The following is a 12,499-nucleotide window of genomic DNA, read 5'->3' as shown; positions in this document are numbered from 1 at the left end:
GTGATCCCCCACGGATGAGCGGCGCGCGGTCCGGTGACCGCGCCGCCTGGTCACGCTGGAGGATGCGCGGACCGGCCGGCGGGTTCCCTGGGGACGAGGACGTTCTCGCTGCGCCGTCCCTCGGTGTAGTCGAGGACGTTGCGGACGGTGGTGTCGATGATCTGGCCGACCGCGTCCACCGTGTAGTACGCCTGGTGGGAGGTGACCACCACGTTCGGGAAGGTCACCAGCCGGGCGAGCGTGTCGTCCTCGACGACCTCCAGGGACTTGTCGAGGAAGAAGAGCCCGGCCTCCGCCTCGTACACGTCGAGGCCGACGCCGGCGAAGCGGCCGGCCCGGAGTTCGGTGACGAGCGCCTCGGTGTCGATGAGCCCGCCCCGGCTGGAGTTCACCAGGATGACGTCGTCCTTCATGGCCTTGAGGGCGGCGGCGTCGATGACGTGCTGGGTGGACGGCAGCAGCGGTACGTGGAGGCTGATGAGGTCGGACTCGGCGAAGAGCCGCTCCTTCTCGACGTACCGCATGCCGAGGGCGAGGCAGGTGGGGTTCTCGGCGACGTCCCAGCCGAGCAGGTTCATGCCGAAGCCGTGGGCGATCCGGGTGAACGCCTCGCCGATCTTGCCGGTGCCGAGGACCCCGACGGTACGGCCGCGCAGGTCACGGCCCATCAGTCCGTCGAGCCGGAAGTCGAAGTCACGGGTCCGGTTGGAGGCGCGGACGATCCGCCGGTTGACGGCGGTGGCGAGGGTCCAGGCGAACTCCGCGACGGAGTACGGCGAGTAGTACGAGACCCGGGCGACGGTGATGCCGAGCCGCTCGGCGACCTCCAGGTCGATGTTGTTGAAGCCCGTGGAGCGCTGGGCGATCATCTGGGTCCCGCCGGCGGCGAGGGTCTGGAGGACCCGGTTGTCCAGGCTGGCGTTGACGCTGGTGGAGATGACCTCGTAGCCGGCCGCGATGGGGGCGGTGTCCTCGGTGAGGAAGACGCCCAGACAGCGGACGTCGTGGTGTCCCGCGAACGCCTTCTCGATCAGTGGCTTCTCGTCCGCCTGCACGCCGAATGCCAGGATTTCCACGCGTTTCCCCTCAACAGGACGATGGGCCGTATACGCGTGAATATACGACCCATCGTCCCGGGCGGCCGCCTAGGCGTCGTCGAGGCCGCGCTCGATGGCGTATCTGACCAGCTCCACCCGGTTGTGCAGCTGGAGCTTGCCGAGGGTGTTCTGCACATGGTTCTGCACCGTGCGGTGCGAGATGACCAGGCGCTCGGCGATCTGCTTGTAGCTGAGCCCCTTGGCGACGAGCCGCAGGACCTCCGTCTCGCGCTCGGTCAGCTCCGGGGCCTTCGGCTCGTCGGCGCCGGAGGCCGGAGCGGGTTCGGAGGCGAGGCGGCGGTACTCGCCGAGGACGAGCCCGGCGAGGCCCGGGGTGAAGACGGGGTCGCCGACCGCGGTCCGCCGCACGGCGTCGATCAGCTCCTCGGTGCTCGCGGACTTGAGGAGGTAGCCGGTGGCGCCCGACTTCACGGCCTCCAGGACGTCGGCGTGCTCGCCGCTCGCGGAGAGCACCAGGACCCGCAGCTGCGGCCGGCCGCCGACGAGTTCCTTGCACACCTGGACGCCCGGCTTCACCGGCAGGTTCAGGTCCAGGACGAGGACGTCGGGCCCGGCCGCGACGGCGCGGCGCACCGCCTGCTCCCCGTCGCCGGCGGTGGCGACGACGTCGAAGCCCGCCTCCGCCAGGTCGCGGGCGACCGCGTCCCGCCACATCGGGTGGTCGTCGACCACCATCACCTTGATCGGCTGCTCGCTCACTTCTCCCCTGCCTTCCCCCGTGGGACCTTCAACTCGACTTCCGTGCCCTGTCCGGGGACCGAGATCAGTTCGGCCTCGCCGCCCAGATCCCGCAGTCTCCCCCGGATGGAGAGGGCGACGCCCATCCGGCCCTCGCCCTCGGCCTGCGCGAGGCGGCCCTCCGGGATGCCGGGGCCGTCGTCCCGGACGGTGACGATCACCTCGTCCGGCCAGTCCTCGACGAGGATCCAGGCCTGCGCCTCCTCGCCCGCGTGCACCCGTACGTTGTCCAGGGCGGCGCCGACGGCGGCGGCCAGCTCGCGCGCGGCGGGCGGCGGGAGCAGCACGGGCGCGCCCGGCTCGGAGAGGGTGATCCGGGCCCCGGCGCGGGGGGCGAGCAGCAGCCTGAGGTCCACGGGCGTGTCGTCGTCCGGTCCCTCGTCCACCTCGACGACCCGGACGACGGCCCCCTCGGACTCGTCCTCGGAGACCAGGCTGGGCCGGGCGAGGCCGCCCGCGACGAGGGTGCGGAGGGCCACTTCCTGGTCGCCCGCCATCCGGCCGAGTTCGGCGGCCTCGCCGCCGAGGGCGGTGCCGCGCCGCTGCACCATGGCGAGGACCTGGAGGACGCTGTCGTGGATGTCGCGGGCGAGCCGCTCCCGTTCCCGGGTGGCGGCCTCGATCTCCAGGGCGCGGGCGAGGGTGCGCTCGGAGGCGCGGGCGACCTCGACGACGTAGCCGATGGCGATGGAGGCGACCCAGACGAGGAGGACGTTGTGGAAGGTGTCCCGGCTGGGGTGGCCGCGCTCGACGATGTTGGCGACGGCGACGACGGAGGAGGCCACACCGGCCCAGCGCCAGCCGCCCTTGATCGCGTACGCCAGGACGGCGCCGGCGGTCCATATCGACGGCAGGGTGGGGCCGTCGACGCTCTGGGCGTGGGCGTCGGCCAGCGGGGTGAGGAGGATGCCGACGACGGCCATGGTGAGGTCGGCTCCGAGGAAGCGCCGGGTGCAGCTGGCCGCGTTCGCCACCTTGGGGAGGGTGGCGAGGGTCCAGACGCACATCACCGCCAGATACGCGACGGCGACCCAGGGCCGCTCGAACCGGTCCCTGCCGAAGACGAACAGCAGGACCGCGTAGACCATGGTCAGAAGTCGGTAGCCGGTCAGGGCCCGCCACAACGGCTGCTCGACCGACATGCGCACGACACGCTCGCGCCTGGCCATCTCCCCCACCCCCGGACGTCCCTCACGGGACGCCTTCTCCACCGGACCCCCGGTGTTACGCGCCGGACTCTTCCCGAGCGGCGATCTCGGCCTTGACGGCCTCCTTGGCCGCCTTCTCCGCGTCCGCCATCTGCCGCTTGGCGGCCGTCGCGTAGATGTCGACGTACTCCTGGCCGGACAGCTTCATGATCTCGTACATGACCTCGTCGGTCACCGAACGGAGGATGAAGCGGTCGCCCTCCATGCCCTGGTAGCGGGTGAAGTCCAGCGGCTTGCCGATCCGGATGCCCGGCCGCATCAGCTTGGGGACCACCTTGCCGGGCGGCTGGATCTTCTCGGTGTCGATCATCGCGACCGGGATCACCGGCGCGCCGGTGGCCAGGGCCACCCGGGCCAGACCGCCGGGCTTGCCCCGGTAGAGACGGCCGTCGGGCGAGCGGGTGCCCTCGGGGTAGATCCCGAAGAGCCCGCCCTTCTCGATGACCTCGATGCCGGCCTTGATCGCCGCCTCGCCCGCGCCCCGGGCTCCCGATCGGTCCACCGGAAGCTGTCCGACGCCCTTGAAGAAGGCGGCGGTGAGCTTGCCCTTCACACCCGGCGAGGTGAAGTACTCCGCCTTGGCGATGAAGGTGACCTTGCGGTCGAGGACGGCGGGCAGGAAGAAGGAGTCGGAGAACGACAGGTGGTTGCTCGCCAGGATCGCGGGCCCCTCGGCGGGAATGTTCTCCAGACCCTCCACCCAGGGCCGGAAGGCAAGCTTCAGGGACCCTCCGAGGGAGAACTTCATTGCGCCGTAGATCAACTCGTCATGCCTTCCGTGTGCCGTCGCGACGACTTTATCCCGTACCGGCGTACGCCCCCCGCTAAGGCCCTGGTCGGTGTCGGTCCGGTCGCGTACCGTGAAGGTCCTTCCCCATGTTCCGTCGCTTCGGCGCACCCGAAGACGGACGCGAAGCCGAGCGAACAGGAGACCCCGGTGACGGTCCTTCCCGGAGCCGAGCCGTACCGCCACGAGGGCGGAGAGGTCGGCGTCCTTCTCTGTCACGGATTCACCGGTTCCCCGCAGTCGATGCGCCCGTGGGCCGAGTATCTGGCCGAGCGCGGTCTGACCGTCTCGGTGCCGCTGCTGCCGGGCCACGGCACCCGCTGGCAGGACATGCAGCTCACCACCTGGCACGACTGGTACGCGGAGGTGGACCGGGCCCTGCGCGAGCTCCTGGAGCGGTGCACGACCGTCTTCGTCTTCGGCCTCTCGATGGGCGGGGCGCTGACCCTGCGGCTGGCCGCCCAGCACGGGGACGCCGTGAAGGGCGTCGTCCTGGTCAACCCGGGCAACAAGGTGCACGGCCTGGCCGCGCACGCGCTGCCGGTCGCCCGTCATCTGCTCCCCTCCACCAAGGGCATCGCCAGCGACATCGCCAAGGAGGGCGTCACCGAGGTCGGCTACGACCGGGTGCCGCTGCACGCCGCGCACTCCCTGCGCGCCTTCTTCCGGCTCGTCGACGCGGAGCTTCCGCAGGTCACGCAGCCGGTCGTCCTGCTCCACAGCCCGCAGGACCATGTCGTGCCGCCGGTCGACTCGGCCCGGATCCTCTCCCGGATCTCCTCGACGGACGTCCGCGAGATCCTGCTGGAACAGAGCTACCACGTGGCGACGTTGGACCATGACGCGGAGCGGATCTTCGACGAGAGCCTGGCCTTCGTCGAGCGTCTCGCCCCGGGGCTGGTCGACGAACAGGGGAGCAGGAGCGGTGGCTGAGCAGCAGGACGGCGGCGAGCGGGAGCCGCAGCCCATCGACGAGGAGGCGGCCTGGGCCGCGATCGTCGCCGGGTACGGCGAGGAGCCCGTGGACCCTCCGGGGGCTAAGCCGTACCGGCCGATCGAGAACCTGGCCCTGCCGGAGCCGGAGGACGAGGCCGGGGACGACGGGGAGGGGACGTCCGGGGAGACCCGGCCGCCGCTGAGACCGAGGCCGACGGTCGGCGAGGGCACGCCCTGGAAGCCGAGGCCGACGGCGGGGAAGACCCCGCCGGAGGGATCCGAGGCGGCTGAGGCCGCCGACGACTCAGCGGGCTCCGAGGCGGACGGGGACTCCGATGCGGGCCCCGAGCGGCCCGCGCTCGGCAGCTCGATCGTCTTCGCGCCCGGCGTCGGCGTGCGGCCCCCCGGGCCCCGGGACTACTCCCCCGCCGAGCCTGACGACGCCACGGGCGGCTCCGACGAGGGGCACTTCGTGCCGCCGGAGCCGCCTCCGCTGCCGGAGGCGGACACCACGACCAAGTTCGCCTGGCTGGCCGTGGTCGGCGGCCCGGTCCTGATGCTGGTGGCCGTGCTGCTCCAGTGGGACATGACCTGGTGGCTGACGACGCTCAGCATCGGCGGCTTCCTGGGCGGCTTCGCCACCCTGGTGGGGCGGATGAAGCACGACGACGAGGATGACGACGGCTTCGACGACCCGGGCCGCGGGGCGGTCGTCTAGTCCGGACGCGGGCCGTGCCGGGATCTTCCCGGCACGGCCCCGGCCGGTTCAGCCGGCCGCCGGTACGCGGACCGCCGCCAGTACCGGAAGGTGGTCGGTGGCGGCCCGCAGGTCGGCAGGATCGAGGCCGGCCGGCACCCCGCAGCCGAGGAACTCGACGCCCGGGGTGGCCAGGATCGCGTCGATCCGCTGGTGCGGGTCCCCGGAGGTCGAGGTGTACTCGCCGTCCCGGGGGCTGGTCTCCCAGCCGTCCCGGAGTGCCGTCGTCAGTCGGCGGAAGGCGGCGCCGTCGGGCCGTTCGTTGAGGTCCCCGCCGACCAGGGCGTACGGGGTCCCCAGGGCGGCGACCCGGTCGAGGACCATGCCCGCCTGGGCGTACCGCTCGTCCTTCCGCAGGCTCAGATGGCAGCTGACGACGCCGACCCGGGCGTCGGCGAAGCGGACGACGGCGGTCGCGAGGCCGCGCCGGTGCAGGCCGGGGGTGAGCGGCAGCAGCACGTCCTCGGTGTGTTCGACGGTGGCCCGCAGCGAGCAGAGCAGCATCGGCCCCGCCGCGGTGGCACCCCCGCTCAGCAGGACGAGTTCGCTCTTCGCGGCGAGCCGGGCGGCGTGCTTGCGCCAGCGGAAGAAGCGTGGGGCCTCCTGGACCATGACGAGGTCCGGGGCGCAGGCCCGGATGACCCGGGCGAGGGCGTCCTCGTCGTCGCGCATCGAGCGCACGTTGTAGCTGAGGACCCGGAGGACGGCCGAACCGTCCTCCTCGGTGCGGGAGTTGGGCAGCTCACTGATCGCCATGGCACGTAACGTACGGCAGCCGCCCGCCGCGTCCGGTGCGGACGCGGCGGGCGGCTGCCGTGATCAGTCCTTCTGCGGGCCGTTCAGCCCTGGCGGGCGAGGTCGGCCGCGCCGACGAGTCCGGCCTTGTTGCCCAGCTGGGCGGCCAGGACCTGGGCGTGTGGCCGCCACTGGCCGCCGATCAGCCAGCGCCGGAAGGACTTGCGGATCGGGTCGAGGACCAGGTCGCCCTCGTCCGAGACGCCGCCGCCGACGATGAACGCCGAGGGGTCGAAGAGCGAGGCCAGGTCGGCGAGACCGGCGCCCGCCCAGCGGGCCAGCTCGCGGAAGGAGTCGACGGCCACCGGGTCGCCCGCGCGGGCGGCCTGGCTGACGTGCTTGCCCTCGATGCCCTCAGGGGTGCCGTCGCCGAGGCCGAGGAGGATCTCCGCGCGCTCCGGGGTGGCGTTGGCGCGCTGCCTGGCGTAGCGGACGAGCGCGCGCCCGGAGGCGTACTGCTCCCAGCAGCCCTGGCTGCCGCAGCCGCAGAGCAGACCGTCCGGGACGACCCGGATGTGGCCGAACTCGGCGGCCACGCCGAAGCGTCCGCGGCGCAGCTTGTTGCCGATGATGATGCCGCCGCCGAGGCCGGTGCCGAGGGTGATGCAGATGACGTCCTCGTGGCCCTGGCCGGCGCCGAACCGGTACTCGCCCCAGGCCGCCGCGTTGGCGTCGTTCTCGACGACGACGGGCAGGCCGACCCGCTGCTCGACCTTGTCCTTGAGCGGCTCGTGGCGCCAGTCGATGTTCGGCGCGAAGAGGACGGTGGCACGCTTGTCGTCGACGTAGCCCGCGGCGCCGATGCCGACGGCCTCGATCGAGTGGCCCTTGCCGGCCTCGGAGACGGCGGCGCTGATCGCGTCGACGATGCCCTCGGGGGTCGGCGGGGTGGGCACCTTGTGCGTGTCGAGGATCTTGCCGTCCTCGTCGACCACGCCGGCCGCGATCTTCGTGCCGCCGATGTCGACGCCGATGGTGAGTCCCATGTGTCCCTCAGTTTTCGGTCGAGCCCCGCTACGGCCCACCGTACCCGAGGGGGGCTCGCCCGTTGATCAGTCGAGGTCGATGTGCTGGCCGGTTCCCGGCCCTTCGTCGCCCTTGCGCTCGTCCTTGTGATCGTCCTCGGGGCCGGCCTCGTGATCGCCCTCGCGCGGCGGCTCCGGGTCGGCGTCCCTGCGCGGGTCGTCGGCCTCGGGCACGGATCCTCCGCGGGTCCAGCGGGTCTCGTGGCTCTCGACGGCGGAGCGGTAGGCGGCGAGCAGTTCGTTCCCGGCGGCGGCGAGGTGGTCGAAGACCTGCGGGTTGCGCTCGATGACGGGCTCGACGACGGACTTCGCCTGGCTGACGAGCTGCTGCACGGTCTGTACGGCCTGGCCGCCGAGCTGCGGATTCCCGAGTCCGCCGGCGACCTTGTCGGCGACGGCCTCGAAGAGCTTGCGGAACTCCTCGGCGGCGGAGCCGGGCTCCGTCCCGCGCTCGGCCCTGCGACGGGCCTTCTCCGCCTCCAGGTCCTCGGCGCACGCCTTGGCCCAGGCGTCCGAATCGCTCATGGCGTACTCCTCAGTGGTGGTACTTCGACGGTACACGCCCTCTCAGGAGGTACGGGGCCAGAGCCCGGGGTCGGGGGTGAAGCGGACCCGGAGGTCCCCCTCGACGAGCCCTGCGCCGGTGACGGTGCAGCGGCGCAGGGCGGCGGGCAGGGGCAGGTTGCGGCGGAAGGCTCCGACGGTGAGCAGCAGTTCATCACCCCTGCGGACGAGGGACAGCTCGTCCTTGACGGCGCCGGGCAGACCGATGTGCCAGACGAGGACGCCGTCCTCCGCCCGCCGGTCCTCGACACTCCACTCCGGTACGGGGACGGGCTCGGCGGCGGGCCGGGCGGGCGCCAGCAGGGCCAGGTCCTCGGGTCCGCGCGGGTCCCGGCCGAGGTGCGGCAGCTCGTCGAGGGTCTCGCCGGCGGTACGGAGCTCCGCCAGGTGCCGGTGCTGCTGGGCGGTGAGTCCGGCGAGCCAGGGGTCCTCGGACGTGGCGGGCAGCAGCCGGTTGGCGACGACGGCGTCGAGGGCGAGGCCCTGGAGGGCGAGGCCGAGGCGGGCGGTGCGCAGGACGTCCGCGGCGGCGGGGCCGGGTTCGAGGACGAGCCGGACGCTGGTGGCGGGGGCGTCGACGACGGCCTGGACGGCGGCCAGCTCGGCTTCCCAGCGCGCGGTGGTCGCGTACAGCCACTGCGCGGGCATGGGGACCCCGGCGAGCTGGGCGAGCATCGGACGCAGGGCGCGGGCGGCCTGCCGTTCCGGGGGCAGGAGGCGGCGCAGATAGCGGCGGAGCTGCTCGGGCAGGGCGAGGATGGCGAGCGCCTCGGGGAGCGGCGGCAGGTCGACGACGGCCAGGTCGTGGTCTCCGGCGGCGGCGTCGCGCAGGGAGCGCAGCAGGGCGAAGTGACGGCTGCCGGGGAGTTCGGTGAGTTCGGCGTCCTCGAAGGGCGCGGCGCCCAGCAGGTCGAGGGCGGCGGCGGAGCGCTCCTGGAGGGCGAGGAACTCGCGGCGGAAGTCCGCGGCGGGTGCGGGCCGCAGGACCCGGAGGCCGTCGCCGCCCAGCAGCGGATCGGCGCCCTCGGAGACGAGCAGGACCCGGCGCCCGGCCCGCGCCTCGGCGAGCGCGGTGGCGGCGGCGACGGTGGTACGCCCGGCGCCGCCGAGCCCGGTGACAAGAATGATCCGCATACGAAGGACGTTACCGGGCCGTGTCGTGGGCGATCGTTCCGCCGGTCGCGACGGCGGGAGCGCCTACGCGCCCGATTCCACCCGCTGCTTGAGGCCCGCGAGGGCGCGGTCGATGATGACCTTCTCCGCCTTGCGCTTGATCATGCCGAGCATCGGGATCTTGACGTCGACGGTCAGCTGGTAGGTGACCTCGGTGTGGGCGCCGCCGGCGACCGGGGCGAGCCGGTAGGAGCCGTCGAGGGAGCGGAGCATCTGGGACTTGACCAGGGTCCAGCTGACCTCGTCGGCGCCGGTCCAGGTGTACGCGAGGGTGTGGTCGTCCTTGATCGCGCCGGCGTCGAGGAGCAGCCGGACCTTCTCGGCGCGGCCGGCGGCGTCGGTCTCCAGGACCTCGGCCTCCTTCACCTCGCCCGTCCACTCGGGGTAGCGGGCGAAGTCGGCGATCACGCCCATGACGTCGGCCGGTGCCGCCTCGATCGTGATGCTCGAGCTGGTGTGTTCGGCCATCGTGGTGGCTCCTCCACTGTGCGGTCCGGCGGAAGTCAAAGGGGCACAGACGTGCCGACGGAAGGCTATCGCGCCGCGAAGCGGGGCCCGTCACCACTCCAGCGCGAAGGGCCTGCCCGTCGAGGCGAAGTGTCCGACGTTCACGCACTCGGTGGAGCCGATCCGCATCCGCCGGGTCAGCGGCTGGTGGACGTGGCCGAAGAGGGCGTACCGGGGCCGGGTGCGGCGGATCGCGTCGAGCAGGGCACGGCTGCCGCGCTCGAAGCGGCGGGCGACGGTGTCGTAGGTCAGCTCGGGGACGTCCGGCGGGATGTGGGAGCAGAGGACGTCGACCTCGCCGAGGGCCTCGACCTTGGCGGCGTACTCCTCGTCGGAGATCTCGTACGGGGTGCGCATCGGGGTACGCAGCCCGCCGCCGACGAAGCCGACGACGAGGCCGCCGAGCTCGATCCGCTCGCCGTCGAGGACGGTGGTCCCGGGCCGGGCGAACTCGGGCCACATCCGGGGGATGTCGACATTGCCGTAGGTGGCGTACGTGGGGGTGGGGAAGGCGGCGAAGAGCGCGGCGTACTGGCGGCGGACCGCGGTCTCGATGGCGGTGTCGCGGTCGACGTCGAGCCCGGCCCAGAGGCGGCGTCCCAGGTCGCGGGCCTCGTCGAAGCGTCGGGCGGTGCGCAGCTCCACGAGCCGGCCGGCGTTCTCGGCGCCGAAGAGCTCGGGGAAGATGCCCCGGCCGTGGTCGGCGTAGTCGAGGAAGAGGACCAGGTCACCGAGGCATATGAGGGCGTCGGCGCCCTCGCCCGCTCGGGCCAGGTCTTCGGCGTTGCCGTGCACGTCACTGACCACATGGACTCGCATGGACCCCACCTTAGGGGGTGTCACCTGCGGTTACTTCCGAGTCGGGAAACCTGTGGATTACTGTGCGCAGAGCACCGTCATGTGTGTGTGACGCACCGAACATCTGGCCGGGACCCCCTATCGGGAACCCTGTACTGGTGGGTAACGTCCGGGCAGTCCAGTCGTGCTCACCCCCACGGAGCACCTGCCAGTTCTTGGACTACACCGGTGCATCACACAGAGCCGTGGCGCCGGCGCCCGATGAGGAGCAGCAGTCTTGCGCGAGTTCAGCCTTCCGGCCCTGTACGAGGTCCCCGCGGACGGCAACCTGACGGATCTCATCCGCCGCAACGCCTCCCAGCACCCAGACGTGGCCGTGATGGGCCGCAAGGTCGACGGCGTCTGGACCGACGTGACCGCCACGGAGTTCCTCGCGGAGGTCCGCGGGGCCGCGAAGGGCCTGATCGCCGCCGGTGTCGAGCCGGGCGACCGGGTCGCGCTGCTCTCCCGTACGCGCTACGAGTGGGTCCTCCTCGACTTCGCGATCTGGAGCGCCGGCGGCGTGACCGTCCCGGTGTACGAGACCAGCTCGCCGGAGCAGATCCAGTGGATCCTCGGCGACTCGGGCGCGAAGCTGGCGCTGGTGGAGAGCGCGGCGCACCGGGAGTCCGTGGAGTCGGTGCGCGCGAACCTGCCGGAGCTCAAGGAGCTGTGGCAGATCGAGGACGACGCGGTCGGGCGGCTCACGGTCTCGGGCGCGGACGTCTCCGACGAGCTGCTGGACGCGCGGATGTCGGCGGCGACCGCCGACGACCCGGCGACGATCGTCTACACCTCGGGCACGACCGGCCGCCCCAAGGGCTGCGTCCTGTCCCACCGGGCCTTCTTCGCCGAGTGCGGCAACATCGTGGAGAGGCTGAAGCCCCTCTTCCGTACCGGCGAGTGCTCGGTGCTGCTCTTCCTGCCGGCCGCGCACGTCTTCGGGCGGCTCGTCGAGGTCGCGTCCGTGATGGCCCCGATCCGGCTGGGCTGCGTCCCGGACATCAAGAACCTCACGGACGAGCTGGCCTCGTTCCGGCCGACGCTGATCCTGGGCGTGCCCCGGGTCTTCGAGAAGGTCTACAACTCGGCGCGGGCCAAGGCGCAGGCCGACGGCAAGGGCAAGATCTTCGACAGGGCCGCGCACACGGCCATCGCGTACAGCCGGGCGCTGAGCACCCCGCAGGGCCCGTCCTTCGGCCTCAAGCTCAAGCACAAGGTCTTCGACAAGCTGGTCTTCGGCAAGCTGCGGGCGGTCCTCGGCGGGCGCGGCGAGTACGCGATCTCGGGCGGCGCGCCGCTGGGCGAGCGCCTCGGCCACTTCTTCCGGGGCATCGGCTTCACGGTCCTGGAGGGCTACGGCCTGACGGAGTCGTGCGCGGCGACGGCGTTCAACCCCTGGGACCGGCAGAAGATCGGCACGGTCGGGCAGCCGCTGCCGGGCTCCGTGGTGCGGATCGCCGACGACGGCGAGGTGCTGCTGCACGGCGAGCACATCTTCTCGCGGTACTGGAACAACGAGGCGGCGACGGCCGAGGCGCTGGCGGACGGCTGGTTCCACACCGGTGACATCGGCACCCTCGACGAGGACGGCTACCTGGCGATCACCGGCCGGAAGAAGGAGATCCTGGTGACGGCGGGCGGCAAGAACGTCGCCCCGGCGGTCATCGAGGACCGGATCCGGGCGCACGCGCTGGTCGCGGAGTGCATGGTGGTCGGCGACGGCCGCCCGTTCGTGGGCGCGCTCGTCACGATCGACGAGGAGTTCCTCGGCCGCTGGGCGGCCGAGCACGGCAAGCCGGCGGGCTCGACGGCGGCCGACCTCCGCGAGGACGCGGACCTGGTGGCGGAGGTCCAGCGGGCGATCGACGACGGCAACGCGGCGGTCTCCAAGGCGGAGTCGGTCCGCAAGTTCCGCATCCTCCCGGCCCAGTTCACGGAGGAGGCGGGCCACATCACCCCGTCGCTGAAGCTGAAGCGGAACGTGGTGGCGAAGGACTTCGCGGACGAGATCGAGGCGATCTACTCGGCGTGAGCCGGGAGCGGTGCACGAA

At 72.3% G+C, this 12,499-nt stretch carries 13 protein-coding genes; 3 read left to right on the top strand and 10 right to left on the bottom strand.

From position 1 onward, the window contains the following. Nucleotides 1-50 precede the first annotated feature (50 nt). From ABT154_RS06160 to ABT154_RS06145, 4 genes are all read right to left on the bottom strand, one after another. A complete protein-coding gene (locus tag ABT154_RS06160) occupies nt 51-1,076 on the bottom strand; it encodes a 2-hydroxyacid dehydrogenase (protein WP_351853484.1) in 1,026 nt (341 codons plus the stop codon). 69 nt (nt 1,077-1,145) lie between these two features. Beyond that, on the bottom strand, nt 1,146-1,793 hold the full coding sequence (locus tag ABT154_RS06155) for a response regulator (RefSeq protein WP_351854229.1): 648 nt from the start codon (nt 1,791-1,793) through the stop codon (nt 1,146-1,148). A gap of 20 nt (nt 1,794-1,813) precedes the next feature. Then, on the bottom strand, nt 1,814-3,025 hold the full coding sequence (macS, locus tag ABT154_RS06150) for a MacS family sensor histidine kinase (protein ID WP_351853482.1): 1,212 nt from the start codon (nt 3,023-3,025) through the stop codon (nt 1,814-1,816). Between the two features lie 55 nt (nt 3,026-3,080). Beyond that, nucleotides 3,081-3,812 (bottom strand): lysophospholipid acyltransferase family protein, encoded by a 732-nt coding sequence (locus ABT154_RS06145; protein ID WP_442809816.1) that lies wholly within the window; start codon nt 3,810-3,812, stop codon nt 3,081-3,083. Nucleotides 3,813-4,001: 189 nt separating this feature from the next. Here ABT154_RS06145 and ABT154_RS06140 point away from each other — a divergent pair, with 189 nt between their 5' ends. Further along, the gene (locus ABT154_RS06140) at nt 4,002-4,784 is read left to right on the top strand and encodes an alpha/beta hydrolase (protein WP_332434507.1); all 783 of its coding nucleotides are present in this window, start codon (nt 4,002-4,004) and stop codon (nt 4,782-4,784) included. Then, nucleotides 4,777-5,505 (top strand): hypothetical protein, encoded by a 729-nt coding sequence (locus ABT154_RS06135; RefSeq protein WP_351853478.1) that lies wholly within the window; start codon nt 4,777-4,779, stop codon nt 5,503-5,505. Before ABT154_RS06140 ends, ABT154_RS06135 begins: the two co-directional genes overlap by 8 nt. A gap of 48 nt (nt 5,506-5,553) precedes the next feature. On the opposite strand, the gene ABT154_RS06130 is transcribed toward ABT154_RS06135, so the two are convergent. The 6 genes from ABT154_RS06130 to ABT154_RS06105 form a co-directional block, all read right to left on the bottom strand. Continuing rightward, nucleotides 5,554-6,300: an endonuclease/exonuclease/phosphatase family protein gene (locus ABT154_RS06130; RefSeq protein ID WP_351853475.1), complete on the bottom strand. Its 747-nt coding sequence runs from the start codon at nt 6,298-6,300 to the stop codon at nt 5,554-5,556. An 83-nt stretch (nt 6,301-6,383) separates the two neighbouring features. Next, on the bottom strand, nt 6,384-7,325 hold the full coding sequence (locus ABT154_RS06125; protein ID WP_317878682.1) for an ROK family glucokinase: 942 nt from the start codon (nt 7,323-7,325) through the stop codon (nt 6,384-6,386). Nucleotides 7,326-7,391: 66 nt separating this feature from the next. Next, the gene (locus tag ABT154_RS06120; protein WP_351853471.1) at nt 7,392-7,889 is read right to left on the bottom strand and encodes a DUF5304 domain-containing protein; all 498 of its coding nucleotides are present in this window, start codon (nt 7,887-7,889) and stop codon (nt 7,392-7,394) included. Nucleotides 7,890-7,931: 42 nt separating this feature from the next. Next, nucleotides 7,932-9,062 carry an ArsA family ATPase gene (locus tag ABT154_RS06115; protein ID WP_351853468.1) on the bottom strand — a complete coding sequence of 377 codons (1,131 nt, stop codon included), beginning with the start codon at nt 9,060-9,062 and terminating at the stop codon, nt 7,932-7,934. Nucleotides 9,063-9,125: 63 nt separating this feature from the next. Further along, a complete protein-coding gene (locus tag ABT154_RS06110; protein WP_317878430.1) occupies nt 9,126-9,569 on the bottom strand; it encodes an SRPBCC family protein in 444 nt (147 codons plus the stop codon). A 90-nt stretch (nt 9,570-9,659) separates the two neighbouring features. Beyond that, a complete protein-coding gene (locus ABT154_RS06105) occupies nt 9,660-10,427 on the bottom strand; it encodes a metallophosphoesterase family protein (RefSeq protein ID WP_351853464.1) in 768 nt (255 codons plus the stop codon). A 256-nt stretch (nt 10,428-10,683) separates the two neighbouring features. Here ABT154_RS06105 and ABT154_RS06100 point away from each other — a divergent pair, with 256 nt between their 5' ends. Continuing rightward, nucleotides 10,684-12,480, top strand: a complete 1,797-nt coding sequence (locus tag ABT154_RS06100; protein WP_351853461.1) for an AMP-dependent synthetase/ligase — start codon at nt 10,684-10,686, stop codon at nt 12,478-12,480. Nucleotides 12,481-12,499 lie beyond the last annotated feature (19 nt).

This window comes from Streptomyces sp. NPDC001728 (assembly GCF_040297565.1).
Classification (GTDB): domain Bacteria; phylum Actinomycetota; class Actinomycetes; order Streptomycetales; family Streptomycetaceae; genus Streptomyces.
Note: the sequence above shows the minus strand (reverse complement) of the source record. Positions and strands in the feature narration are given on the sequence as shown.